The sequence below is a fragment of the Catenovulum sp. SX2 genome (genome assembly GCF_052056295.1).
Lineage (GTDB): Bacteria > Pseudomonadota > Gammaproteobacteria > Enterobacterales > Alteromonadaceae > Catenovulum.
Genome location: NZ_CP182493.1, coordinates 3,008,836 through 3,035,618, shown reverse-complemented (window position 1 = coordinate 3,035,618; position 26,783 = coordinate 3,008,836). Strand labels below are relative to the sequence as shown.

Below are 26,783 nucleotides of genomic sequence, written 5' to 3'. Positions count from 1 at the left end.
TTCATGCAAGATCAATATCAAAATCCATTCGACAATTCAGATTATTCATTTTTGGTTTTAAAAAATAATTTAGGGCAAATCAGCTTATGGCCTGAATTTAAACAAATACCGGCAGGTTGGCAGGCAATTTATGGTCCTGAGTCTCGCAGTCAATGCATTAACTTTATTGAACAGGACCAAGCCTAATGAAACAACAGTTACCACTAACGGGCAGCCAAAGTGGCATTTGGTATGCCGACCTCTTGGCCGAGCAACAAAACCGTTTTGCGGTTGCACAACTAGTGAAGATAAGCGGCGAGATTAATTTAGCCGTATTAAAACGCGCGATTTGCCAAACCTTAATGCAAGCAGACACAGTGCAATATGCATTTAACCAGCAAGATGGCGAAATTAGCCAAACGCCTCAACAATTAAGCCTGAGCGAAATTGAACAATGGGTACAAATATTAGATTTATCTGAACAACAAGCCAAACAAGTGATTAAACATGATATTGAACAAGCTCACTCTGTGGCCTCAGGTAACATCAGCTGTAAACATTTATTAATTAGAGTTGAGCAACAAGTGTATTGGTATTCGCGTTACCACCACTTGATGTTAGACGGTTATAGTTTTAGCAGTTTAACCCGACAAATTAGCCTGAACTACCAAGCTTTGTCCGCACAAAAACCTCTGTTAACTTGGGATTTAACCCCGTTTTCTCAGGTGATAACCGAAGAACAGGCGTATAAAAAGTCGGATAAATTCCAACAAGATAAAAACTTTTGGGCCGATTATTGCCAAGACTTACCCCAAGCACCACAAATTTATGCCGGCAAAATAACCGACAATAACGCGCAACAAGGGTCAGCTTACCAACAAGTACATAGACAAAATTTACCACTTGAAGCAGAGCAGGTTGAGCAGTTACACAGCTTAGCTAAACAACTTAAATGTTCAGCGGCTGATGTTGTCAGCGCTGCAATATTTGTGTATTTGCACAAAGTCAGTAAACAAACCTCTATCTGTGTTGGTTACCCTTTAATGCGCCGCTTGGGCTCAGTGGCGATTAATAGTTTAGGCACAACAGCCAATGTATTGCCGTTAAAACTGACAATAGATCCACAAGCTTCTTTTGTGCAACTAACCAAAGATTTAATAGGCCAACTGCGGCAAATTAAACGCCATCAAAAGTACGACGCTGAACAAATTCAGCGCGATTTAGGCTTAACTGGCAGCCAAGCACAATTGTACGGCCCTATGCTTAATTGCAAAGTATTTGATGCAGCCTTGGCCTTCGACAATTGCCAAATCAGCAGTGAGCAAATTGCCACTGGTCCAATCGACGATTGTGAATTTGCTATTTATGCCAGCAGGCAAAATATTGCGTTAGAAGTCAGTTTAAATAGTCAAAAATATCCAGCAGCAACTGCCGATTTACATTTAAGCCGCATCCAATTATTGCTCAAACAAATTTGTCTAGATGCACAACAAAACATTCAACAGCTTAACTTTGTAACACTCGCTGAGCGCAGCCAAATAGCTGAATATAGCCAAGGTAAACTGTTAGCAGTAAATGCACTGCAACAAAAATATGGAAACAACTGTTTAGACTTATTGGTTAAACAGTTAGAGCAACAAGCTGACAGTATTGCACTACGCTGCTTTGCACCGCATTTACAGCAGCTCAGTTATGCCCAATTAGCCATAGCGGCACAAAAAATCGCCAATCAATTACAAGCACAAGGGGTTAATCAACACAGTATTATTGCGGTTGCATTGCCACGCGGCTTAACCAGTTTAGTCAGTATATTGGCGATATTTAGTTTGGGCGCAACCTATGTGCCACTCGACCTAAACTACCCTGCTGAGCGCTTACAAGTTATTTGTGATGATGCGCAACCAACATTTATCCTGTGTCAGCAGCAATTTAGCCAATCACTTTCTAATGATTATTCACATTTTTTCATTGAAGATGATGTTATCTGTGACATAGCAGAGCCAGATCAGACACAAATAGATCAAGTAACAGGCTACTTTAAACAAGCAGCCGCTGCCATTGTACATAAACAACGTGCGTATATTTTTTATACCTCTGGCTCTACTGGTAAACCAAAAGGCGTTATGGTGCCGCATGCGAGTTTATTAAATTTAGCCGCAGCTATGGATGATGAGATATATCCAGATGCCAACAGTCGCCTAACCACTGACAAAAGCCGCCTCAACGTTACTTTAACCGGCTCTTTTAGTTTTGATACCTCGTGGGATCCTGTTCTATTAATGCTACTTGGGCATAGGCTCGACATAGTGTTGGATCAAACCAAACAAGATATGCAGCAGCTAATTGAATATTTGAGCCTTGAACAAATTGATGTCATGGCGTTAGCGCCATCACTTGCTACTCAGTTAATTGACGCTGGTTTATTTACCCAAGCTGAATATTTTCCAAAATTATGGAACATCTGTGGCGAAGCCATTTTGCCGCAATTGTGGCACAAGCTACAAAAATTAGCAGCCGACCCAGCAATAGGCTTAAACGCTTACAATATTTATGGCCCAACTGAATTTACCGTATATGCAACTTATGCCAAGGTTTGCCAACAAAGGCCAGTGCCAAGCATAGGTTACCCTATGCTCAATACCCAAAGCTATATATTAGATGAGCAACTGCAAACAGCTGCAATAGGCGTCGCCGGTGAACTTTATCTGGCTGGCGATAATATGACGCTAGGCTACTTAAACCGCCCTGAAGTTACCAGCAGCCGTTTTGTTGCAAATCCATTTGCAACTGGCCAAGTTATGTATGCAACCGGTGATTTAGTTTATTGGAATCTTAACGGTGAAATTGAATTTATCGGCCGCTGCGACAATCAAGTTAAAGTGCGTGGCCACCGCATTGAATTAGGCGAAGTAGAAGCGGCATTATCGTCGCTTAAACAAATTAAAGAAACCGCAGTAACCTGCATTAGCAGTCCATCTGGTAACCAATTGGCTGCCTATGCAACTTTGCATAAAACACTGCCGCAAACGTCAGAGGACAAAGCCCAGTTAGTCAAAACTTTACAAGCTGAATTAGCACAAAGTTTGCCGAGCTATATGTTGCCAGCTAGCCTAACCTTGTTAACTGAATTTCCGCTAACCGTTAGTGGCAAACTGAATAAACAAGCCCTGCCCAAACCTGAAATATTACAACAGAACCAATATATAGCTGCGGAAACAGCCGCTGAAAAAGCTTTGTTAACTAGCTTAGAAAATGTGTTGGCGCGCGAGCGCATTGGTATGCTAGACGACTTTTTTGATTTAGGCGGCGACAGCATTAGTGCCATGCAACTCAGCCAAGGTTTAAAACAACAAAACTGGCAACTAAAAGTTAAAGATATTTTTGCCAGTCGCCAACTGAATAAAATGGCGCAATGCATGTTGGCAATCGCAGAAGCTGCCCCTCAAGTAACAGCCTCTGCACAACTAAGCGCAGAACAAAGCGCAAAACTAAGCGAAGCGCAAAGCCGAGCAAACATTCAATATCAAGCAGATAAACACAAGTTATCGGCTGATGCCATTAGTGCGGTATTACCTTGTTTACCACTACAAACAGGCCTGTATTTCCAGTCACAATTAAACTCTGTGCATGGATATACTTTTTCAACTCAGCTTTATTTTAGCCAAGCGCCAGATGCCGGCATTTTGCAGCAAGCGCTTAATTTAACCTTGCAGCAATACCCGCAATTAGCCGCTTATTTTGCACTAGACCAACAAGGCCAAGCTTGCCAAATTATTCCAAATTTAGCCGATGAGCACAGTGCCACCTGGCCAATGCAAGTATCTAATTTTACCTTGTTAACCGCTGAACAAGCCCAAGCGCGCCAGCAACAACTGATTTATCAAATGGCGACGGCTAAATTTGATCCAGCTAAATCTTTAGCCCAACAACAAGCTATGTTAAATGCGCACTTAATCTCAAATGGCGATCATAGCGTATTGATTGTTAGCGCCCATCACTTAGTGATTGATGGTTGGTCTTTGCCTGTGTGTTTAAAAGCGCTGCAACAAAACTACCAAAGTTTACTGCAAGCTCAGCCTGTGCAGGCTGAATGTTTTGCCAGCAGCTACCAAGCACTAGTGGAGCACATTCACCACAGTGACAAAGCACTGGCACTTGACCACTGGCAAGCATATTTGGCCGACTGCCAAGCTTGTTTGTTATACCCAGGCCATAACGAAGTTGCTCAAATCAATGAATTAGATTTTCAGATAGATGAGCACACCACAGCACAACTCAACCAACTGGCTTCGCAGGCAGGTGTTACGCTAGGTAACTTATTGCAAACCGCTTGGGCAACTTTATTAAGCCAGTTAACCAGTAGTGAACAAGTGTTATTTGCCCGCCCTGTATCTGGTCGCAGCCAAGGTTATGCCAGCCAATTTGATATCAACAATCAGGTTGGTTTGTTCAGCAATACCTTACCGGTCAAAGTTAAGTTAAACCCAAGCCTAAGCTTATTGGCCAATGCGCAGCAAATGCAGTTAGAACAAGCTGAATTACTTGAGTTTGATTATGTAGGTTTAACGGATATTCAACCTCTGAATAAAAACTGTCAGTTCGACACTTTATTTGTAGTTGAAAACTATCCGTTTGATAAAAAGGCCGAACAAAACAAACATGCCTTACAGATTAAGCATGTTGAAAACAAAGGTTTCACCCATTTTCCATTAACCATATTGGTCTTGCCGGGCGAACAAATTCGCATCCTGTTTGAATACCAAAACAATGTCAGCAACGCCCCTGCTATCGCCGAGCGTTTTGTTCAACTGTTAAATAATTTACCAACCCAAACTACAACAGAATTGGCTCAGCTAGATTTACGTGCAACCGATGAAAAGCACCTAATTCATGCGGTTAACCAAACGGCTTACGCAACTAAAGCGGACAATTTACTCACTTTATTATCTGCCGCCGCCCACCAGCATGCGGCACAAACCGCGTTAATTGATATTCAGCAGCAATTGAGTTACCAGCAAATGCAGCAGCAAATAGCTCAATTACAACAGGCTATCTCCAGCAAGGTATCGGTTAAACCAGGGCAAATTATTGCGGTGTGTTTGCCGCGTAGTGTTGAGCTGAGTTTGGCACTACAAGCTGTTATTTATTCAGGTGCTGCCTATTTGCCGCTCGACAGTGAATATCCACAAGACCGGCTGAATTTAATGTTAGAGGATGCTAATGCAGCTTTGTTAATAACAAATAATCAAACCAGTGAGCAGTTTAGCCATTTAAATATCAGCCAATTAAATTTAGATGCACTTGGTGCTGAGAATACCGCGGTAGAGATAGAACAAGCTGAAGTGAGTTCGACAGATCCTGCTTATGTTATTTACACTTCAGGTTCAACTGGCAAACCAAAAGGTGTTGTGGTTTCACATGGTGCAATTGCTAATCGACTATTGTGGATGCAACACATGTATCCAATTGGGGTAAGCGATAATGTACTGCAAAAAACCCCAGCCAGTTTTGATGTATCGGTTTGGGAGTTTTTCTGGCCGCTGATGCAAGGTTCAACTTTAGTGATGGCACCACCAGCGGCACATAAAGATCCGCTGCAACTGCGCCAATTAATTGATGACTATCAAATCACTACACTGCACTTTGTTCCGTCAATGTTGGATGTTTTTGTCCAACATTTATTTAGCGAAACTAGCGATTCAACCAGCGCGCATTGCCCGAGTATCAAACAAGTATTTTGTAGTGGCGAAGCGTTAAAGTCGCAAACAGTTAACCAATACGAACAAGTATTAACTGCGCCATTACACAACCTATATGGCCCAACTGAAGCTGCGGTAGATGTGAGCTATTTTCAAGCAAATGCAAGCCATAATGCATACTTAGCCAGTTTGCAAAGTGTGCCTATTGGCAAACCAACTTGGAATACCCAATTACACGTATTAGACCATTGGCTGCGCCCAGTTGGGATAAATTGTATTGGTGAACTTTATTTAGCTGGTGTGCAATTGGCAAATGGCTATTTAAATAGACCCTCGTTAACTGCAGACCGTTTTGTTGCTAATCCATTTGTCAGCGATTCGAATAACTCGGCTGCGCTTATGTATAGAACTGGCGACATGGTTAGATATTTAGCCGATGGTCAGATTGAATATCTTGGCCGCTGCGACGACCAATTAAAAATACGTGGTCAACGCATTGAATACGGTGAAATTGAACAAGCTATTTGCCAACTGCCAGGCATAAAACAAGCTGCTGTCCATGCTAGGGTGTTAAACAAAGTGGCCAATAATAGTACAGCCGATGCGCGCCAATTGGTGGGTTATTATGTCGCAACAGACACGGCAGCCAATAGTTTAAACAGTGAGCAAATGTTAACTAGCTTGGCAGAGTTTTTACCGGCGCATATGTTGCCAATTGCCTTAGTTGCAGTCAGCAGTTTACCTATGAGTGCCAACGGCAAGTTAGACAGAAAAGCGCTACCTGATCCACAACTTGCTGGTAACAGTGCAGGTCGAAAACCTTCACCTGGTATAGAAACAGACATAGCTGAAAGCTACGCAGATGTGCTGCAAATAGACGCAGTAGAATTAACCGCAGACGACGACTTTTTCAGCTTGGGTGGCCATTCGTTGTTAGCCATGCAACTAGCGGCTAAGTTGTCAGAAAAACTAACCTTTCAAGTTTCTGTCGGGCAAATATTGGTTTCGCCAGCAATTAACGAACTCGCCGCTGTACTGCAGGATGACGCCCTGCGCAGCGATCCAACCAAAGCGGGTTTTGGACAAATATTGCCAATTCGCCCACGAGGGCAAAAAAGCTTAATTTGTATCAACCCAGGTTCTGGTTTTGCTTGGCAATACACTCAGCTATCGCAACATTTAGACAAACAATGGCGCATAGTAGGTTTGCAGTCGCCCCGCCCTTTGGGTGCAATGGCCAGCAGTGACGACATGCAAAATGCGTTAACTCAGTATCTAGATTTGTTGAAACAAGTGCAACCGCAAGGGCCATATTATTTATGTGGTTACTCCTTTGGTGGCACAGTGGCGCAGTCGCTTGCTGCTATGTTGCAGCAACAAGGTGAAGAAGTGGCGTTGTTGGCGTTATTTGATACTTATCCACCAGAAGGACAAAAATGGAAAAAGCCAACCGACGCTGAAGCACAGCAAGAAGTTGAACGCGAAAAACGCCAGTTTTTTGCCGCCACAGAACAAGCATTTGCCAATGAAGAAGCCAGAGCCATTCAACAACAAATGTTTAGCGATATAGTGGCAAATTACGCAGATGCTGTGCGTTTGTTGTCTAAAGCTCAGTCGCTTAGTTATCAAGGTACAGCACATTTATTTGTTGCCGAAAAAACCGTACCGGCCGACTATGTGATAGAACAACACTGGCAACCCTTTATCCAAAACTTGCAGCAGTATAAATACGCTTATTCACACGATGATATTTTATCTGCACAAGCTTTATTGGAATTAGGCCCAAGGCTGAATGAGTTGTTGAACAGCAACAACTCATAAATTAAGCGGCAAACCTCTAAAAACCGCTACACAAGTAGCGGTTTATGCCTACGCAAAAAAGTAAATGCATTAATTCACAGTCCACTGCATAATCAACCGAGACTCTGGTTGCCCAGAGCTAAAAAATAAAAAAACGAACTCTGGATAACACCAAGTAGAAGGACTATACGTGAAAATTTACAAACGAAAAACCGTCATTTCAGCCGCTATCATCTTAAGCTTAGCTGGCTGTGGCTCAACGCCAAATAACACAAATACATCGAGCACAACTGCAGCGAGCAACATACAAATATCTAGCCACCAAGACTTATTGACCCGAGCAGCCGTAGGAGATGTACTTGCTCAATACTTAGTTGGTGAAAACCACTTAACCGGTCGAGATGGCGCCACAGAAGATTTTATAGAAGCCGGCGCTTGGATATTTCTTGCGTATGAAAATAGCCAGAGACAAGATATTTACCATCAATTTTTACTCCATTTTGGCAATCTAGATGAGGCAACAATAGTTGCGATAGAAACCCGCTTAGCCGAATTAAAATCAACATATGGCAAAGAGGCGATTAGCCAACAGTTTGCGCCCAAACTGCTGTCAGATGAAGAATGTGAAGAGCGACAAATACATAAAAGTATCAACCGAATTAACCCTGAATATCCCAGAAAATTAGCCAGATCAAAACAACTTGTTGAAGGTGCAGTTGAAGTAACATACACAGTGTCGGCACAAGGTCATGTGCGTGATGTTGAAACCTCGTTATATACCAATGAACACTTTTTGACCAGCACACTAGATGCTTTATATCAGTGGCGCTACAGCCAAGCCCCATTACATAAAGGCTACAAACTGCACATGGTATACAAGGTTTCAGGCAATACCACATATAGTAGAGCGGTAGAATTGTTGCAAGATCAATATGCCGAAGCCACTCAAAAAGGTGCAACCGAACAGTTTAAATTTGGCCGCCAGCTGTATGTACTGAGACAACTGATAGACGAACGCAGCAAAAGCGAATTTGCCTATTGGGCGAGAAAAAATGCCAATATTCAGCACTCCCCTTTTGAACATCAAGAAATCAATAAATGGTTGTTAAAAGCTGCACAAAACGGTCATCCTCAAGCTCAATACGAGTTAGGGATGAACATTCAAAACGGCCAAGGGTGCGAAGCTGACCAGCTCAAAGGCCAAGCTTGGTTGCAAGCAAGTGCGTTACAAAATTTCTTACCGGCAAAGCTGTTAATCGCCAATAAAAAATTAACTACAAGTGATTTGGCTGAGCATAAAGTGGCGTTAGATATATTGCGCCAATCTTTGGTTGGCCACAGTGTTATACCCAAGTTAGAACTGGCTTGGCATTTAGTCGCATCTGAATTTAGTCAATTAACAAATCCACAAGAAGCACTGACAATTTTGGACGATCTACCATTTCATCAAGTAGATAAAGTGCGTTTTATCGAAACTAAAGCCGCTGCCTATGCAGCATTAGGTGACTTTGACCAAGCGATTGAAGTTCAACTTGAAGCTAAAGAGCAAGCCGAAGAGCTTGGCTGGCAAGAAATACCAGACATTGAATTTCGCCTGCAGCAATATCGTGATAAACAAGTAAGTAAGGGTAGTTATTATTTGTAGCTAGCGCTCAGCTAAAAAGATTAAGGCTCCACTCGGCCGGAGCCTTAATCTTGAGGACACAAAAGTTTAGTAGTCGTATCTAACGCTTAACGAGTAAGTTTTAGAATAACGACGTGTATCACGGTTAAATATGGCGGCGTTACCAAAGTAATCTTTATATTCACCTCCAAACAAGTTGGTACCATCTAATGTTACTGTTAAATTGTCTGTTAAATCGTAACTAACTGAAACATCGGCAATATCTAACTCATCAACCATTATATCGATAGGCATTGAACAACAAGTGTTTTCACCACTCTTATAGGCATCACGATAAACATATGAGAAACGCGCTGAAACAGGGCCTGTTTCATATATCAAAGCACCGGTATATGCTCTTTTCGATACATTGGTGATCGGCAAACCATTTCTATCAGCATCGACATAAGTATAGTTAGCTTGGAAGCCGAATCCGTTTAAGAAACTATCGCCGAAATCAGGGAAGTAAGTAATACCTGCTTCAAGGCCGGTAGATTTACCATCTTCTCCATTAACCGGACGAGTCAATTGATAAACACCAGTGAATAGATCATTGGTTAAATTAACATTCTCCGTACGGCTGATAATTAAACCTTCAATATCACGTTGGAATACTGCGAAATATACATTGCTGTCTTCGGCAAAATAGTATTCAAAAGATACATCTAAATTGGTAGATAGAATCGGTTTTAAATCTGGATTACCACCCGCACCAGTCCCCTGCTGAATCTGACCATCGATTGGTGCTCTTAATGTCATTGAAGGGTTTAGATCGGTAAAGTTAGGGCGAGTCAAAGTCTTACTCGCGCTAGCACGGATCCAAAAATCATCCGATACCTCTAATGTGGCTGTTAAGCTAGGCAAAATTTCACTATCACTAGAATCTATCATTCTAGGTTTGGCACCCTCATCATCTATTTCAAATGCATTCAACTCAGAATCAGTTTTAACATAGCGCACCCCAGCTTTACCGGACAAATACATATCACCTATATCCGCAGCAAAACCTGCCTGCGCGTACACAGCAATCGAATCTTCAGTAATATCAAAATGTTCAGTCGGTAATACAGCAGGCTTAGCAGGATCACCGTTACCAAAGTTTTCACGCATATAACCTTGGTTAGCTAATAACCAATCTGCATCAGGAGTAGACCACTGAATTGGATATGTTTGTTCGCCTTGGAAGAAATCGCCAGGTGTTGTTCCCATTAATACTTCTGTTTCGTTAAGTGGTGTTAGAGTACCACCATATACTGAATCAGCTTTGTCTTGCTCTGCACCTCTAGTGTCTAGTCGAATACCAGCTTCAACTTCAGTAATGAAACCTTCAGTTAAGTAGCTGATATCTGCCCGGAATGAGGTCGAATGGCCTGTTCCGATATCGTTACCATCAAAATAAGTGCCTGAAACAAACTTCGAGTCCTCCTGTACCAATGATCCTTCAGAACCGTCTGCATTAAAATACTGTAAAGAGGCGGTTCCAGAGCCATTATTATTAAAGTCTGTTACTAGATAACCTGGATAATCCTGGTAAATATCAAAAATTTGCCATAGATTTTTGGTTTCATTGCGTAAAACTGATAATTCAGCACTAGCAGTTAATTGATCAGATAGAGACCATTTACCACCTAATGCGCCTTGAATGCCGGTTGTTTCACCCATTCGAGCTTGAGAACTTAACAGTACAAACGGGTTGTCAGCTCTATGGCTTTTTACGACGTTTGTCCCTTCAAAAAATAACCAATCTTCATCTTCTGTTGATGCGTTGTCCCCATCAACTCGGGTAAATAAAAATGAATTATTTCGAGTTTCATCAAATTTATTGTAAAAAATATCTAGGTAATATTCTGAAGCATCACTTGGCTGCCACTGCAAAGAAGCACTTACCGCTGGACGTTCACGTTCGCCCCAATAATCAATGGCTCCCATCGCGTCTCGCATAATTACATACTCTTCAATCTCTCCAGAAGTCGGATGAGTTAGGGTAGAGCCAGGAGTGGTATCGAGCTGAATTCCACCTTCTATCCCCGTTCCGGCTACGTATGGGATCATGGCCCCAGTTTCACGGTTATAAGGGAAGTTGCCGCCGGTCCAGATTACGTTATCGCGAAAATTTAACCTTTGGTATGAAACATTGACCAAAGCACCAACTTTACCAATGTCTGTTTGCCAAGTATTGGAAAGCAATGCGGTAATGTTTGGATCGAATTTATCTGACTGGTCACTGTAGGTCGCTTTGGCGTTTACCGAGAATTTAAAGCCGTCAAAATCAAATGGTCTCCAAGTTTCAACGTCAATCATCCCTGCCATACCACCTTCAACCATATCAGCAGTAGTTGTTTTGTATACTTTGGCTGATTTAACCAAGGTAGCTGGAATGTCTTGTAAGGCAAAATTTCTATTTACTCCAGTAAAGATATTTCTGCCATTCATGGTTGTACCAACTTGCGAAAAACCACGAATTACAATTTCAGAAGCTTCACCTGTTGTTCTTGGACCAACTTGCACACCTGTTACATGCTGTAAAGCTTCAACAACATTGTTGTCCGGAAACTTACCAATGTCTTCAGCTACTATGGCGTCAACAATTGCAGTTTCCTCTCGCTTAATATCGAGCGCTTTAGCCAAACTACCACGAACCCCCTTGACCTGAATTACTTCAGTACTTTCTTCTGGATTAGCTTCAGCTGAAAACGCCATGTTAGGTAAAATAGCTAATGCTATTGCCGTACTTAAAATGCTCTTATTAAATTTCATTATGTATCCCTTTTACGCTTATTTAGTACTACTATAGTATGATAAACATAAATAAGAACAAACTACAACACTTTATTTACAACAAATATACATTTTCAATTCTAAGGGGTAGTTATCAGTTGAGTGACGCCAATATCATTGGCAAAGAAGTCAAAAAGGGTAGAAGTTTAATACCATTAACACTTCTGAATATGACCAAATATTCAAATTATTTCCGCCAGACGATTTAGAAAAATGAAGGAGAAAGCTTTAACAATTTAACGAATCAAGTTATGTTTTTTCAGTTGAACTTTACGGCGATGACAATGGCAAATAATATTTAAGCCAAGTAAAAATACAAGATCACGGATAGAATGAAATACTGGCTTGCTGCATCCATTATTATTGGTGGCTTTGTTCTATATTTTGCCACGGGTTCCTTAGGTGAAATAACAAAGCGTCCGATAGAAAATACCAGCACAGCTACACCTGTGCCAGAACCCGACAAACAGAGCCTTACAGCTGTCTCCGAAAAACCAGTCGCAAAAGAGATTGTTTGCAAACTAGATCTGCAAACTTTTGTGCAATCACCTCAATGGCAAGCAGAAAAATTAGCAGCGCTAGATTTATTAATAAGCGACATCAACCATCAATCAAAACAAGTTTTAGTTAACTTCCTTCAGTACACTGGATTAACCACTTGGTACCAAGGGGACATAGCATTACGCAGTTTAATTCCGAGTGCGCTAGCGTTAAATTCAGCTCAAGACAACGAGCTTATTCTGACCCTTATTCGCGACAGCAAATATTACGAGTTAATCGAGTTTTACCAGCAAGATAAAATTACCCACAAGTGGTTATATCTCACAAACCCAAAAACACTTGTTTCGCCAATTGCAACAGTACTGAAATCAGAGCTAGCAAAAGATCAGGCTCAGTTGCTAAACCTGTTAACGAGTTTAATCGAGTCAGGTGTTCCGGTTTATTTTGTAGACTTGGTAGTGGCAACTGAACTTGGTCTCAGTGAATCTGTTATTCAATTATTGCAGTTAAATAGTCAATTTGAACTCGATGTTTACTTCCAATACCAAGGAGAAATTCATAATTTGTTCACGCTTGCCAGAGCTAAAGAGCAACTGGCAGTAGCTGAGTATTGGCAGCACACCAATAACTTATCTCATCATCAAAGCCTTGAATTAACCCAAGCTCTCGACAGCTTTACCCAAGTAATGCTTGATGATAGAGCACCTTTGTTCAACTTGACCAACCAGCCTATAGAGTGCCAATTCGCAGCAGCAAAAGTGTTGGCAGCACAACTGCATAGACCCATACAACAAACTAACACAAGCACGAGCTTTGATTCAGCTGTAAGCTACCAAACACTTGTATCGCAGCAATTACCTCGAGCGCAAATAATCGAAACATTAGCCGCTGACGGAAACAAACAAAATAAACAACAACTATCTGAATATATAGGTAAATATCCTGTTGATACCGATTTAAATGTATTGCAATTTATTGAAAGTGAAATCGATAATGTTGATGAATTAGCAGATGCTTACAAACTCGCTCTTGCAGTAGCACAAGGTGATATAAATGAAAGTTTAGCTCTGATATATAGAGGGGTTAAAATACTGCCAGATGTGCCTATCAACGCAGTTGCAACGACAAATTTAGCTGTTGTAAAAGCCCTGCATCAGCACGGAGCGGATTTAAATTTCGTGACTGCCAACAATGAAAATGCCATCACTCGAGCTGCATCATTGCAAAAGTATCAAATACTAGAATATTTGCTCGACAGTGGCATAAGCGTAAAACCGACAGAATATGGTTACGACCCACTAGATTTTGTATTGAGCGACTTGATGTATGAAAGCAAGCAACAAGAAAAGCTACTTGAACTAACCATTGCTCTATTGCAAGCAGGCGCAATAATTGAAACTAGTCACCAACAAACACTCGCCCTGCTGTTGAAATCTAAGCCCAATATTGCCGAGCGTTTAGTAGACATATATCCAGAGCTAGCGAACTTGTAAATTCGCGAAAGTCATTAACTTCAACTCAGCTTACCCGCAGTTGAGGCTAATTAGCTATCGCTGCTGTCTCGCTGAAATATCTGGTAGGTGTAATCAATATTAGAACTAAATTTCTGTTCAAACACTAAAGAAAACCCCGCAGGTAATTCGGGAAAGTATATATCCCCAGCTACATTTTTATGGATAGTTGAAAGGTGAATTGTTTCAACTTGTGGTAACAACATCTTGTATATTTCACCGCCTCCTGAGACAAAAACATGATCGGTAATCGTCTGTAAATGTTCAAGTGCTTTTTCTGTACTGGTAAAGTACATAACATCCGGATCATTGGATTGATGCTGACTCCGACTGATAACTGCATATTTTCGATTAGGTAACTTGCCCATAGAAGCAAAAGTTTTGCGCCCAACAATCAACCATTGATTGAATGTCATTGCTTTAAATAACAGTTGCTCACCCTTAACCTGCCAAGGTATATCCAAACCACAACCTATTATTCCATTTTCAGCCACAGCTGCCATTAACGATAATTTCATTTACCCCTCCATTACCCAACTAAAAACCATATCTTGTTGCTGTATCCAACTGACTATAATTGGCTGGTCAGCTAAGATCTTTCGACCAGCTAGCGGAAACATTTCAGTCAATTTAAATACCAGTTGCCCCTTGTCTATTGAAGTTAATTCAACTGCGTCAAACGAGAAAAACGTCTGAACTAACGGGTAATAAGCTTTATAAATCGCTTCTTTGGCAGAAAAAACCAAACTAACCAATAGGGCAAAGTCGTGTGCAGAAAAGTCACCACTGCTGTTCAGCACAGTTAATTCATCTGGATTGATAAACTCTTTGTATAAAGTCTGTGCTTTGTCGTTTGATAATATTTGTTCTATATCTATGCCAAGCGAACTTTGCTCAGCTGCAGGCTTAACCACAACCACCACATGACCATTAGAATGTGAAATACTGCCAACCACACCTTTAGGCCAGATAGGCGCCCTATCTTCACCAATTGGTAAAACTGCCTGATTTTGACCAGTGAGTTGTTGTAAAGCAAGCCAAGCTAAATAACGCCCAGCGACAAACTCAGCAGCACGTTTTTGGCGCATTTTGCTAATATCAAGACCATGTTCGGCCATATGCTGTTGCCAAACCAACAAATTGCACTCTGCAACATCAAACTCGGCTTGCAAAGCGACCAATTGCTCAGACGGTTTTCGACTGCACAATAAGTCTAATTTAGCTATATTTTTTATAAAGTTAGGTTGCTGATAAAACATAAAATAAAAGTGTGGTTTACTACTGTGCTCAACTAGCTGCGCATAATAACACTGAACAAGGCAGTAAATCTGCATAGAGCGCGATCAGCCAAATCTTCTATTCCCTGATAAAACATTAAATGATAATTGTTTTTATTTAGATCTTTATTTATACTTATTAGCAGTTTTACAACACAGATACACATATTGCCAATGAGCAAATACATTAAGTATCGGCTCATCATCTTGTAAAGATTAGCAATGCAGCTAGTTCAAGAGGACACATACATGGACACACAACACACACACATAAGCCTGTTTTCCGCAGGTGATGACTTTTTGCTGTGTAAAGGGATTTACCAGCGAGTCAAGGGTTCACTGTCGCATGGCGATTTAGTCACAAAAATAAATCAAGCTTTGGCAAATGCAGCGAATGACGGTTTAGACAATCCAATAGTTATAGGTGCAATTCCATTTCATTCTGAGCAGCAATGTAATCTAATTATTCCTTTGCAATACCAAAAGCTAAACCAGCAACAAGTACTTGAGCTTTTTAGTAAAAATAAAAAAGATTATCAGGTTGTTAGTCAGCAAGAAGTGCCCAACCAAACAGAGTTTTGCCATGCGGTAGAACAAGCATTAGCTAAATTCGCTCGTGGCTCGTTAGAAAAAGTAGTGTTGTCTCGCACCCTACAAGTAGAGTTAGACACACATATTGAACCGCAACAAATTGTCAGCCAACTGATTGAACAAAACCCCAAGGTTTATCACTTTTTAATACCAACCGAAAACCATGGTTATTTGTTGGGGGCAAGCCCAGAGTTATTGTTAGAAAAACAAGCTGATAGCGTGATTAGCCACCCACTTGCAGGCACGATTAAACGCAGCCAAGATCCGATTGAATGCGAACAAAATTATCGCTATCTACAAAACTCAGAAAAAGACTTACACGAACATAGTTATGTTGCTAACCAAATAGGCAAAGCACTTGGCCCCTATTGCAATACGTTAGCAGTACCTGAAGTACCAAGCATAGTTGCCACCGCCAATTTGTGGCATTTAGCCAGCCGAATTGAAGGTCAGCTAGAAAGTGAGCAAATTCATATTATCGACTTGCTCAATGCTGTCCATCCCACGCCTGCGATTTGTGGCACACCAACCGCCTTAGCCCACCAAACTATCAATGAATTGGAACCCTTTGATCGTGGATTGTTTACAGGCTCTGTCGGTTGGTGTGATCTACAAGGAAATGGCCAGTGGGCTGTCACTATTCGCTGTGCAGAGTTGTCTGGTAACAAGCTGTGTTTATACGCAGGCGCAGGCATAGTTCCAGCTTCCACACCGCTCGCCGAGTACCAAGAAACTGGCGCAAAATTACAAACATTTTTAAATGCGTTAAACCCTTAAAGTTTTTGTTAATGAGGTCAACCGTGTCTACACATACAGCTTTCCCTGCAGAATTTGCAGCTAAATATAAAGCAGCGGGTTATTGGCAAGACAAGCCACTCACCGACATTTTATTTGATCAAGCCGCTGCTAACCCTGAGCAAATTGCCATTATTGATGCCAGCCAAGTGCCAGCTCAACAATTTAGTTATCTACAACTAGCAGAGCAAGTAGATAAACTGGCAGCCTTTTTCAGTCAGCAAGGTTTACAAGCGCAAGACACTGCAATAGTTCAACTACCTAATTGCCAGCTGTTTTATACAATTTATTTCGCCCTGCTCAAAATTGGTGTTTTACCGGTAAATGCGCTGTTTAACCACAATAAAAAAGAGTTAGATAATTACCTTGAGCAACTAAAGTCCAAGTTGGTTATTTACTCAAATACTCACAAGCTATTTCAAACGACTGAGTATCTTGATCAAGTTAAACAGAATTACCAAAATACAATTTGTTTCAGCGACCAAGAGTTGAAGCAATACTTAACACAAGACAGCGAATTTTCAGTAGCAAAAACGCTTGTTTTAAACCCAGATGCCGTAGCCTTTTATCAGTTGTCAGGTGGCAGTACTGGCACACCCAAACTGATCCCTCGTACCCATAACGACTATTTTTACAGTGTCCGTCAAAGCATTGAAGTCTGTCAGTGGTCATCGGTAACGCGTTATTTATTAACTTTGCCCGCAGCACATAATTTTAGTTTAAGTTCGCCCGGTGCTTTAGGAGTATTTATGGCGGGCGGCACTTTAGTGATTGCCAGCGATCCGTCACCCACTAGTTGTTTTCCATTAATTGAAAAATACCAGGTGAATTGGACCGCACTTGTACCACCAGCATTATTGTTGTGGTTAGATGCAGCTAAGCGCCAACGAAATAAACTTGCAAGCTTGCAGTACATTCAAGTGGGCGGCGCTAAACTCAACCCCAATGTTGCAGAACGAGTAGAGCCTGAGTTGGGCATAACTTTACAGCAAGTATTTGGTATGGCGGAAGGCTTGGTTAATTACACCCGTTTGGATGACGACGAATGGACCCGACTAAACACTCAAGGCAAACCTATGAGTGATTTAGATGAAGTAAAAATAGTGGATGTGAATGGTGCAGAAGTTGGCACAGGTGAAGTTGGTTTATTAACCACCCGCGGTCCATATACCTTTAGAGGTTACTACAATGCACCTGCTGCAAACCAACAAGCTTTTGATCAAGGTGGGTTTTATTGCAGCGGCGATTTAGTTAAACAAACCGCGTCCGGCCATTTAATTGTGGTTGGCCGTGAAAAAGAGCAAATCAATCGCGGCGGTGAAAAAATTGATGCACAAGAAATTGAGAATGAATTATTGTCGCATCCAGATGTACAAAACGTCGCGCTAATTAGCATTGACGATGCCCTGCTCGGTGAGAAAAGCTGTGCGATTATCGTCAGCCGCAGTGATTTATTAACACCAGTCGCCATTCGTAAATATTTGCGTGTGCAAGGTGTGGCTGATTATAAAATTCCAGACCAAATTAAGTTTGTTGATGAGCTACCACTAACCGCTGTTGGCAAAATTGATAAGCGCACTTTGCGTTTACGCTGTTTATAACTGAGGTTGATATGTCATTATTAAACTTTAGTTTTGCCAATAAAGTTGTCTGGTTAACCGGCTCTGCACAAGGGATTGGCTATGAAATTCGTCAGTCTTTTATTGAAAATGGCGCAATTGTGGTTGGATTTGATATTCAACCACAAACCTTAGAGCACAACTTTTACCCTGTCGAGCTAGATTTAGCCAATGCTGCAGACATAGCTGAAACCATTGAATATATACAAAAAAGCCAACCGGAAGTTGCCGCACCGGATATTTTTGTTCATGCCGCTGGCGTGTTAAAAATTGGCTGCACTGACACTATTTCAATGCCCGACTGGCTGACTAGCTTCAATGTTAACTGCCACAGCGCTTTTGTATTTTTACAAAGTTTAGCGGCTAACTTTAAAAGCAAGCCTGCCAATGTGGTGGTTATTGGCTCAAACGCGGCGCATGTTCCTAGGTTAAATATGGCGGCATACGGCGCAAGCAAAGCCGCGCTAACTCATTTTGTTTTTACTTATGCATTAGAGTTAGCCTGCTTTGGTTTACGAGCGAATGTGGTTTCGCCCGGTAGTACAGACACGCCTATGCTCAGAGCTTTATATCAAGATGATTCTTTTATCAATGCTGCTATTGAAGGCAGTGCGAGCCAATTTAAATTAGGAATTCCCCTTGGCAAAATAGCCATACCGTCGGACATAGCTAATACTGTGCTATTTTTAGCATCGGATTTAGCTGGGCATATCACTATGCAGGATATAGTGGTTGATGGTGGCGCTGTGTTAAATGGCTAAGGGTGAAGATGCGCTTGCATTCTTGTGCAAACTCGCTCACTGAAAGTGTAATTTATTTCTCTCACTTGGAGAATCGTGCTGGTATTCCTGTGCAAAAGCGCCCACTGAAAGCATAATTTTCCAAAAACGCTGTACACCTTCCTTGGTCGCTCCCAAATGTCATCCATGACATTTGAAGTTTTGGAAAATTAGCGTTTCAGTAGACTCAATTGAGCTATTTTATTGCTGCGCTCAAAACGAGCAGCACTATCAATACCAAAAGATGGTTGGGAATGTGTTTTTCAAAACTTCACAAGATAGAGACATCTTGTGCGAGCGAGCCAAGGACGGCCTTGAAGCGCTTTTGAAAAATACATCCCAACCAGCTTGCCTTCCATGCCATCAAACTGGCAACACAATACAGCAAACGTGTAATTTGCAGTTCTCAATTGGAGAATAGCGCTGGCATTAATGTGCAAGCTCGCCCACTGAAAGCATAATTTTCCAAAAACGCTGTACACCTTCCATGGTCGCTCCCAAATGTCATCCATGACATTTGAAGTTTTGCAAAATTAGCATTTCAGTAGACTCAATCGAGCTATTTTATTGCTGCGCTCAAAACGAGCAGCACTATCAATACCAAAAGATGGTTGGGAGTGTGTTTTTCAAAACTTCACAAAGTCCATACTGCGCTAGTAGCAACTCATTTCAGGAAAGTACTAGAGCGATAACTTAGAGCAAAATCTCTTATTTATGGGCGAATCAGAACCGAAGCACCGCTTCGCAGTCTGATGAGGTGGAGCCAAGGACGGCGACAGGGCCTGTCCTTCAAGGATGAATAGTCTACTCAAAGCTTGCTTACATCCAGAACAGCGTTTTTGTGAAAGTTATGGTCTAGTAATTTCCTTATGTTGCACATAACTCTCAGCAACTGACAAAACACATCCCAAGCAGCTTGCTCTTCCATGCCACCCAACTATTAGCTCGCTTTCCGCACCAACCAAATAAACACCACAGGGTGTAAACACATAAACACAATTGCAAATAATGCCAACGAACTCATGCCGGATAAATCAACCACTGCAGCAGTATCAGCAAGCTCACTACCAGCAGATAACCACTGCGCGGCAAATACACTAGCAACACCCGCTGCTAATTGCGTAACTGTATTCTGTAACGACATAAAACCAGCGCGCTCAAAAGGTTTAGGAAAGCGCGATACATACGCCATAGTCGAACTTGTCCGTGAAGAGGTGGCGGCCATAAATAGCATAAAAGCAAAAATAACCGGTACAACTGTGGTTTCAACAAATAGCAAGACAATGGCCACAATAATCACCACAGACAGCGCAATTATTAACGACACAGGTGAACGCTGATCCATCCATTTGCCGCTAAATTTAAGCGCTAATAGACTCGCAATACCACCGGCAAAATATAAAACCCCTAACCAATCTCGTGGGTAATCTAAATTAAATACTAAATGCGTTGCAATGTTTGGCACCAACATAAAATGGCCAAGCATATGACAAGCAACTAATACAAAAGCGGCGATAATTTCAGGACGCTTAAACAGTGCAGAAAAAGGCGGTTTCGACTGATTTTTATGTGCAGTTAAACTTGGCAATACTCGCCATACCAACAAAGACATCACAATGGGTAATACACCAATAATGATAAATACCTGCTGCCAACTAAACATATGCGCTAGCTGCAGAATAACCGGAATACCAACAATTGCCGAGATAGAAAACGCCGAACCAACCAAAGCCATAGCGCGCCCTCGCCTTTGAGGTGGCACTATATCAATGACACTCGCCATTAATGCAGAGGTCGCTGGCCCTGCAAATATTGCAGACAACACCAACCAAACAATAAGTTCTAGCCAAGACTGACTAAAACCGGCTGCGACAATAAATACAGATTTAATAATAGTGCTGATCACCAATAAAGGACGGCGATCAAATTTGTCTAAAAACGGCGCGAATACAATGCCAGACACAGCCGCTGCCAAGGTAACCGCTGCATTTAAATACCCGACATAAGCTGGGTTCATTTGTAATGCATCGCTAATATCAGGGCCAAGTGGCATAACCATCATAGCTGTGGTTAAAAATACGCAATTCAGTGCCAGAATTATCAATAAAATAGTTCGCTCGTTTGCATGCTCTACCCATTGCGGAGCTGATGTCGGCGCAGATGGTGCTGTAGCTTGGTTGTCAATTTGCATATAAATATCACTTCAACTTTTAAAATTAACTGCATTTTATTGCAAATGATAACCATTGTCATTTTTATTGTATTTAACTGACTATAAGTTTAGCATATTAATACATACACAAACCCAATTAGGAGTACGCAGTTGAGCATTCCAAAAATAGCCAGTTACACACCACCACAAGCAAATGAATTTACTAATAAAGTTTCATGGACTTTCCAACCACAACAAGCAGCCTTGTTAATTCACGATATGCAAGAATACTTTGTGCGTTTTTATGGCGATAACAATCCACTAATCGAACAAGTGATCAGCAAAATTGCGCAGTTGCGTGCACAGCTAAAAGCACAAGGGGTTAAGATTATTTACACAGCCCAACCCGAGCATCAATCGTTAGATGAGCGCGGTTTGCTCAATGATATGTGGGGGCCTGGTATAAATAAATCACCAGAACAACAAGCAATTGTGGCTGCGCTTGCTCCAGAAGAAGATGATATTGTTTTAACCAAATGGCGCTACAGTGCGTTCGTCCGCTCTGAGCTTGAAGATATTTTAAAAAGCCAAGGTATAGACCAATTAGCCATAGTGGGCATATACGCAAATATCGGCTGCATGATCAGCGCAAACGACGCTTTTATGCGCGACATTAAACCTTTTATGCTCGCAGACTGTGTCGCTGATTTTAACCAACAAGAGCATATTAAAGCGCTTGAATTTGTCTCAGGCCGCTGTGGTTTTGTTTGTGATAGTCAGAGTATTTTGAATAATGTTGCAAGCACAGCAACTGATCCGCTACTAACATTAGCGGGTTTACAACAAAATATTGCGGATATGCTAGAAATGCCAACAGAAGAGTTACCAATAGACGATAACCTGTTGGATTATGGCTTAGATTCAATTCAAGTGATGCAACTTATTGAAAAGTGGCAAGCTTTAGGTGTTAACGTAACTTTTCAACAGCTTGGGTTAAATCCAACCATTCAAGCTTGGTATAGCCTATTAGAAGAAGCCAAGGCTACTTCAATTTAGCCCAGCTTAATGTGGCCGCCGCGACTACAGATACACCATAGTCTAATAAACAAGTGGCAATTGAGTTAAGCGTAGTGCCTGTGGTTACAACATCATCAACCAGCAAAATACGTTTACCTTTAACTTGCTCGACAAATTCGGCTTTAACTGCATAAATATTCTGTTTATGCAGTCTACGTGCACCTCCAGACAATCTTGCTTGGTGTTGAGTCGCTTGCGTTTTTCGCAGTGCATCTAAAACTTGCACTTGTGTATGCAAACCAATCTGTTCGGCCAACCACTTTGATTGATTAAAACCACGCAACCACAATGCGGTAAAATGCATAGGCACAGGCAACAAATAGTCGTAGCTTTGAAGCTGTACTAGTGGAGAGTCTTGCCAGTTAGAAAAACTGGCAGATAGCAGCTGTGCCAAAGCCGTCCTCGCGGTTAAATCTCTGCGGTATTTATAATTGGAGATTAATTCACTGACTGGACTGATATGTTCAGTTAAACAAAAAATATGCTCAAGTTCGTCAATCTGCATACTTTTTTGCGCTGCAAAAACACTGGTAATATCTTGCCAAGCCAGATATTCAGAGCTTAGTTGCCAATCATTTAAACAATATAAACAAACAAGATGCTGAGCTTGTGTTGCGCTTTTACAACTGAAACATTGACTGGGTAGCTTTGCACAAACTTGTGCTAAAATAGCCGGCAGTTTTTTTAATCCACTAAAGTAGTTTTGCAGTTCCATGGCAAATAATCATCCAATTTATTTTATACACGGTTGGGGCATGAACCGTGCAGTCTGGCAACCGACGTTTGAGCAACTAAACAAACATACTAACCGGCCGCTCATCGCACTCGACTTGCCCGGTTATGGCAATAGCATCAATCAATTGCCAACTAACTATAACCTAGCTGAAATCAGCCAACAAGTTGCCGCGCAAATGCAAACACCAGGTATGATTATTGGTTGGTCATTAGGTGGCTTAGTTGCGCAGCAAATTGCCATCTGTCAACCAGAGTTGGTAGAGCAGCTAGTACTAGTTGGATCTACACCGTTTTTTGCAGCTAGCGACAACTGGCCGGGCATACAAAATAAAGTACTAAGCAACTTTCAGCAGCAACTAAAATTAGACTATAAAAAAACCTTAGAAAGGTTCTTAGCCATTCAAGCTATGGGCAGCGCGGATGCAAAACAAGATATCAAAACGTTAAAAGCCTTATTGCTAAGCTGTGAAGAGCCAAATGCAGAAGCACTCGCAGCTGGATTAGTCATATTACAGACTGCTGATTTACGTGAGAAAATTCAGCAAATAGCTGCGCCGACCTATCGTCTATACGGCAAATTAGACAGCTTAGTGCCAAAAGCGGCTATCAGCCAAATCGAGGGCTTACACCCACAAAGTACGAGTTATGTGTTTGACAAAGCGTCACATGCGCCGTTTATTTCACATGCTGATGAATTTTGTAAATATTTGCAGACGCTGCTCAATGGTTAATTTGTCGTTTACAGCTTTATTTTCAACCCATTTTGATTAATAATTAAGCATTGGTTGAGTAGTTGAGGTGGTTTGATGGAAATTTCATCCGGGTCTTTATCTGGTGCTTTGCAGAGTAGTTTGCAAGGTTTACAGAAAAGCAGTGACGGCATAACAGAACATGCGCGTGATATTCGCGATAATAGTTTGCCGACTCAAGCGGATGCCGATCAAAACCAACAAACAACTTCAGCGCCTTCTACAACCGATAGTTTAGTCGGTTTAGTTGAAGATAAAAATTTAGCTAGTGCTAACATTAAAGCTTTGCAAACTGAAAACGAAGTTTTAGGCAGCATTATTGATATTAAGGTTTAACTCGCAATGAACATTGTGACTCAGTTTCCAGTTAACATTAACTTGAATATTGCCAACCCGCAAACTGAAGCGGCGCGCAAAGAAGCTTTGTCACGTGATGCTATTACCCAAGCTACTGAAAACGAGCAGTCAGCTAAAGAGTCTGGTGTAGGCTCAGAGCGTGAACGTGCCCAAGCAAGAGCCAATCAACCTGTTACCTACGAATTTATAAAACATGAGCGCCATGAACAGCATATTGAACAGCGCCATGCCAAAGATCATTCAGAAGATAATCCACAAGACGATAGTAGCGACAAACAAGCGACAGACCAAAATCAACAACAAGGCAAGCAACAAAAAGGTGCTGCTGGACAACAATTATCCGAAGGTGAGCAGCAAAAAGTTGATGATTTAGAAAAACGCGATCGTGAAGTTAGAACACATGAACAAGCGCACGCTAACATTGGTGGTCAATATGCAGGTTCTCCGAGTTACGAATTTGAGCGTGGACCGGACGGTAAAAACTATGCTGTTGGCGGCGAAGTAAAAATTGATGTATCTAAAGTTCAAAACGATCCACAAGCAACTATCCGTAAAATGGAACAAGTGCAACGTGCTGCGTTAGCGCCTGCGGAACCATCAGCTGCGGATAGACGAGTTGCCAATGAAGCAGCACAAAAAGCACAACAGGCTCGCGCTGATTTACAGCAAGAACAAATTGAAGAAATTCAAAGTGTCAGCAAAGTGGCTGAGCCGACTCAAGTTGATGGCGTTGCTGCCAATAGAGAAATCAATCAAGCTGAAGCAATTGCAACTATCTTCGGGGTCAAAGATGCTATCCCTAACTTTGAACCAAAACAAAGTTTAAATATTGAAGAGACAGTGCAACCACGCACAGAAGATTACGACCCAAGCGTTAGTGCCCGCGCATTGCGCATACAGAAGTTTTACAACAGCACAAGTGTGCCACAATCCACTCATTTTACCCGTTACGCCTAACCCTAATTAAATTTCTTGCTATACTTGAGATAAATTCAATTGAAATAATAGGTTAGGATGGCTATCTCAAAACAAATTCAGCTAGCATTTACACTTTGCGCATCTTTGATCGCAAGTGTTCAAGCAAACACGCTCGATAGCGCGATCATCCCCCAACTACAAAAACCTTGTAGTGAAATTACTAACAATGAAAAACGCCTTGCCTGTTTTGATGCGAAAAGCCAGCAAAACAAACAAAAATCATTACAAAAAGAGCGGCGAGAGCTCGAAAAAGCCACCTCAGATACGCCGTTTATTATGCAATCTTATCGCCCGAGTTATTTTTTACCGCTCAGTTACAACCCTAAACAAAACCCACGCGATCCAAATATTTTGTTTAATAGTCCAAAAGAAGGTATTGGCATTGATGATGTTGAAGTAAAGTTCCAGATTAGTTTTAAGCTACCTTTGGCCAAAAATGTTTTGATGGAAAATGACGTGGTTAGTATGAATTATACTCAGCTGTCATTTTGGCAACTTTATAATAAAAACGCATCAAAACCCTTTCGCGAAAACAATTACGAACCAGAAGTTATGTGGATGTTAGATTTTGACAATAAACAACCACCTAGTTTGTTCGGCTTACCAATTGATAGTTTTGGTGTTTCGTTTAATCATCAATCTAATGGTCGCTCCAATAATTTTTCGCTTGGTTGGAATCGGGTGATCTTTCACTTAATGTTCAGCGATAAAAACTGGTTAATCGCCTTTAGGCCTTGGATACGTATGCCGGGTGATCATCTAAAAGTGCATGATACTTCAACTGACCACTATATGGGAAAATTTGATTTATCTGCTGCGTATAAGGTCGGTAAACATACCTTTTCAACTAAGTTACGCAACAACTTAAACACAACCAAAAATAAAGGTTATCTTGAGCTTAATTGGAGTTTTCCACTGCCAGTGAGTCAATTAAAAGGGTTCGTGCAATATTCAACTGGGTATGGTGAAGCTTTGATTGATTACAATCACAAAGTTAATCGAGTGAGCTTGGGCTTTTTACTTGCAGACTGGTTTTAATAAAAACAAGGTAGTCATCACTACCTTGTTTTATCGGGGATTAACTAGGCGATGCCGTATTGAGCGCGGTATGCCTGAACTTTTTCTAAGTTGATTTGACTTTGCGCGTCTTGGCTGTTTTGTTTTAAGTATTCAATTAAATCGGTTAATTGAATAATTGAGATAACTTGTGTGCCGAAGTCTCTTTCTACTTCTTGAATCGCAGAAAGTTCGCCTTTGCCTTTTTCTTGGCGGTCTAATGCGATTAACACACCAGATAAGTTTGCACCTTGCTGCTGAATAATTTCCATTGATTCGCGAATTGCGGTACCAGCTGTGATCACATCATCAACCAACATAATGTTACCAACTAAGTCAGAACCGACTAAAGTACCACCTTCACCGTGATCTTTTTTCTCTTTACGGTTGAAACAGTAAGGTACATCTTTTTGATAGCTATCAAACAAAGCTATGCTAGTGGCACTTGCAATAGGAATACCTTTGTATGCTGGGCCAAATAACACGTCAAATTTAACCCCACTATCTTGCAAGGCTGCTGCATAAAAACGACCTAATTGTGCTAAATCACCACCGGTTTTAAATAAACCTGCGTTGAAAAAGTATGGACTAGTACGACCTGACTTTAGGGTAAACTCACCGAACTTAAGCACACCGCGAGATAACGCAAATTCAATAAAAGCTTTTTTGTAATCTTGCATTTCGGTC

General features: G+C 41.4%; 18 protein-coding genes. 12 read left to right on the top strand and 6 right to left on the bottom strand.

Features of this window, described 5'->3' with window-relative positions:
- Positions 1-3 precede the first annotated feature (3 nt).
- From ACMZOO_RS12655 to ACMZOO_RS12645, 3 genes are all read left to right on the top strand, one after another.
- Positions 4-186 carry an MbtH family protein gene (locus ACMZOO_RS12655; protein WP_440903696.1) on the top strand — a complete coding sequence of 61 codons (183 nt, stop codon included), beginning with the start codon at positions 4-6 and terminating at the stop codon, positions 184-186.
- Positions 186-7,499 carry an amino acid adenylation domain-containing protein gene (locus ACMZOO_RS12650; RefSeq protein ID WP_440903695.1) on the top strand — a complete coding sequence of 2,438 codons (7,314 nt, stop codon included), beginning with the start codon at positions 186-188 and terminating at the stop codon, positions 7,497-7,499. The genes ACMZOO_RS12655 and ACMZOO_RS12650 overlap by 1 nt, the downstream gene beginning before the upstream one ends.
- A 169-nt stretch (positions 7,500-7,668) precedes the next feature.
- Positions 7,669-9,123 carry a hypothetical protein gene (locus ACMZOO_RS12645; RefSeq protein WP_440903694.1) on the top strand — a complete coding sequence of 485 codons (1,455 nt, stop codon included), beginning with the start codon at positions 7,669-7,671 and terminating at the stop codon, positions 9,121-9,123.
- A gap of 66 nt (positions 9,124-9,189) precedes the next feature.
- Here the strand turns inward: ACMZOO_RS12645 and ACMZOO_RS12640 are convergent, their stop codons facing one another.
- On the bottom strand, positions 9,190-11,898 hold the full coding sequence (locus tag ACMZOO_RS12640) for a TonB-dependent receptor (RefSeq protein WP_440903693.1): 2,709 nt from the start codon (positions 11,896-11,898) through the stop codon (positions 9,190-9,192).
- A 353-nt stretch (positions 11,899-12,251) separates the two neighbouring features.
- Between ACMZOO_RS12640 and ACMZOO_RS12635 the strand changes: the two genes are divergently transcribed.
- Complete coding sequence (locus ACMZOO_RS12635; RefSeq protein ID WP_440903692.1) at positions 12,252-13,913, top strand: hypothetical protein; 1,662 nt, start codon at positions 12,252-12,254, stop codon at positions 13,911-13,913.
- Between the two features lie 50 nt (positions 13,914-13,963).
- Here ACMZOO_RS12635 and dfrA read toward each other — a convergent pair whose 3' ends face one another.
- Both dfrA and ACMZOO_RS12625 read right to left on the bottom strand, forming a co-directional pair.
- Complete coding sequence (gene dfrA / locus ACMZOO_RS12630; protein WP_440903691.1) at positions 13,964-14,449, bottom strand: trimethoprim-resistant dihydrofolate reductase DfrA; 486 nt, start codon at positions 14,447-14,449, stop codon at positions 13,964-13,966.
- Positions 14,450-15,265, bottom strand: a complete 816-nt coding sequence (locus ACMZOO_RS12625; RefSeq protein WP_440903690.1) for a 4'-phosphopantetheinyl transferase family protein — start codon at positions 15,263-15,265, stop codon at positions 14,450-14,452.
- Positions 15,266-15,457: 192 nt separating this feature from the next.
- Between ACMZOO_RS12625 and ACMZOO_RS12620 the strand changes: the two genes are divergently transcribed.
- Genes ACMZOO_RS12620 through dhbA form a run of 3 tightly spaced genes read left to right on the top strand, consistent with a single transcriptional unit; the run spans position 15,458 to position 18,974 of the window.
- A complete protein-coding gene (locus tag ACMZOO_RS12620) occupies positions 15,458-16,576 on the top strand; it encodes an isochorismate synthase (RefSeq protein ID WP_440903689.1) in 1,119 nt (372 codons plus the stop codon).
- Positions 16,577-16,599: 23 nt separating this feature from the next.
- On the top strand, positions 16,600-18,195 hold the full coding sequence (locus ACMZOO_RS12615) for a (2,3-dihydroxybenzoyl)adenylate synthase (RefSeq protein WP_440903688.1): 1,596 nt from the start codon (positions 16,600-16,602) through the stop codon (positions 18,193-18,195).
- An 11-nt stretch (positions 18,196-18,206) separates the two neighbouring features.
- Positions 18,207-18,974, top strand: a complete 768-nt coding sequence (gene dhbA / locus ACMZOO_RS12610) for a 2,3-dihydro-2,3-dihydroxybenzoate dehydrogenase (RefSeq protein WP_440903687.1) — start codon at positions 18,207-18,209, stop codon at positions 18,972-18,974.
- 958 nt (positions 18,975-19,932) lie between these two features.
- On the opposite strand, the gene ACMZOO_RS12605 is transcribed toward dhbA, so the two are convergent.
- Entirely contained in the window at positions 19,933-21,183 is a 1,251-nt protein-coding gene (locus ACMZOO_RS12605; protein WP_440903686.1) for an MFS transporter, read from the bottom strand.
- Between the two features lie 132 nt (positions 21,184-21,315).
- Here ACMZOO_RS12605 and ACMZOO_RS12600 point away from each other — a divergent pair, with 132 nt between their 5' ends.
- Positions 21,316-22,200: an isochorismatase family protein gene (locus ACMZOO_RS12600; RefSeq protein ID WP_440903685.1), complete on the top strand. Its 885-nt coding sequence runs from the start codon at positions 21,316-21,318 to the stop codon at positions 22,198-22,200.
- Here ACMZOO_RS12600 and ACMZOO_RS12595 read toward each other — a convergent pair.
- On the bottom strand, positions 22,187-22,936 hold the full coding sequence (locus ACMZOO_RS12595; RefSeq protein WP_440903684.1) for a ComF family protein: 750 nt from the start codon (positions 22,934-22,936) through the stop codon (positions 22,187-22,189). The genes ACMZOO_RS12600 and ACMZOO_RS12595 overlap by 14 nt on opposite strands.
- Here ACMZOO_RS12595 and bioH point away from each other — a divergent pair.
- The 4 genes from bioH to ACMZOO_RS12575 all read left to right on the top strand — a co-directional run bounded on the left by bioH (position 22,935) and on the right by ACMZOO_RS12575 (position 26,078).
- Positions 22,935-23,687, top strand: a complete 753-nt coding sequence (gene bioH / locus ACMZOO_RS12590) for a pimeloyl-ACP methyl ester esterase BioH (RefSeq protein ID WP_440903683.1) — start codon at positions 22,935-22,937, stop codon at positions 23,685-23,687. The two genes, ACMZOO_RS12595 and bioH, sit on opposite strands and share 2 nt — an antisense overlap.
- Before the next feature lie 75 nt (positions 23,688-23,762).
- On the top strand, positions 23,763-24,041 hold the full coding sequence (locus ACMZOO_RS12585) for a hypothetical protein (protein ID WP_440903682.1): 279 nt from the start codon (positions 23,763-23,765) through the stop codon (positions 24,039-24,041).
- A gap of 6 nt (positions 24,042-24,047) precedes the next feature.
- The gene (locus ACMZOO_RS12580) at positions 24,048-25,019 is read left to right on the top strand and encodes a putative metalloprotease CJM1_0395 family protein (protein ID WP_440903681.1); all 972 of its coding nucleotides are present in this window, start codon (positions 24,048-24,050) and stop codon (positions 25,017-25,019) included.
- A gap of 57 nt (positions 25,020-25,076) precedes the next feature.
- Positions 25,077-26,078 (top strand): phospholipase A, encoded by a 1,002-nt coding sequence (locus ACMZOO_RS12575; protein WP_440903680.1) that lies wholly within the window; start codon positions 25,077-25,079, stop codon positions 26,076-26,078.
- 44 nt (positions 26,079-26,122) lie between these two features.
- Here the strand turns inward: ACMZOO_RS12575 and pyrE are convergent, their stop codons facing one another.
- Positions 26,123-26,776 (bottom strand): orotate phosphoribosyltransferase, encoded by a 654-nt coding sequence (gene pyrE, locus ACMZOO_RS12570; protein ID WP_440903679.1) that lies wholly within the window; start codon positions 26,774-26,776, stop codon positions 26,123-26,125.
- Positions 26,777-26,783 lie beyond the last annotated feature (7 nt).

Excerpts from the sequence above, each read along its gene's own strand:
- ACMZOO_RS12655 (WP_440903696.1), top strand. The coding sequence starts at position 4 with ATGCAAGATCAATATCAAAATCCATTCGACAATTCAGATTATTCATTT.
- ACMZOO_RS12650 (WP_440903695.1), top strand. The coding sequence starts at position 186 with ATGAAACAACAGTTACCACTAACGGGCAGCCAAAGTGGCATTTGGTAT.
- ACMZOO_RS12640 (WP_440903693.1), bottom strand. The coding sequence starts at position 11,898 with ATGAAATTTAATAAGAGCATTTTAAGTACGGCAATAGCATTAGCTATT.
- ACMZOO_RS12635 (WP_440903692.1), top strand. The coding sequence starts at position 12,252 with ATGAAATACTGGCTTGCTGCATCCATTATTATTGGTGGCTTTGTTCTA.
- dfrA (WP_440903691.1), bottom strand. The coding sequence starts at position 14,449 with ATGAAATTATCGTTAATGGCAGCTGTGGCTGAAAATGGAATAATAGGT.
- ACMZOO_RS12625 (WP_440903690.1), bottom strand. The coding sequence starts at position 15,265 with ATGCAGATTTACTGCCTTGTTCAGTGTTATTATGCGCAGCTAGTTGAG.
- ACMZOO_RS12620 (WP_440903689.1), top strand. The coding sequence starts at position 15,458 with ATGGACACACAACACACACACATAAGCCTGTTTTCCGCAGGTGATGAC.
- dhbA (WP_440903687.1), top strand. The coding sequence starts at position 18,207 with ATGTCATTATTAAACTTTAGTTTTGCCAATAAAGTTGTCTGGTTAACC.
- ACMZOO_RS12605 (WP_440903686.1), bottom strand. The coding sequence starts at position 21,183 with ATGCAAATTGACAACCAAGCTACAGCACCATCTGCGCCGACATCAGCT.
- bioH (WP_440903683.1), top strand. The coding sequence starts at position 22,935 with ATGGCAAATAATCATCCAATTTATTTTATACACGGTTGGGGCATGAAC.
- ACMZOO_RS12595 (WP_440903684.1), bottom strand. The coding sequence starts at position 22,936 with ATGGAACTGCAAAACTACTTTAGTGGATTAAAAAAACTGCCGGCTATT.
- ACMZOO_RS12585 (WP_440903682.1), top strand. The coding sequence starts at position 23,763 with ATGGAAATTTCATCCGGGTCTTTATCTGGTGCTTTGCAGAGTAGTTTG.
- ACMZOO_RS12580 (WP_440903681.1), top strand. The coding sequence starts at position 24,048 with ATGAACATTGTGACTCAGTTTCCAGTTAACATTAACTTGAATATTGCC.
- ACMZOO_RS12575 (WP_440903680.1), top strand. The coding sequence starts at position 25,077 with ATGGCTATCTCAAAACAAATTCAGCTAGCATTTACACTTTGCGCATCT.
- pyrE (WP_440903679.1), bottom strand. The coding sequence starts at position 26,776 with ATGCAAGATTACAAAAAAGCTTTTATTGAATTTGCGTTATCTCGCGGT.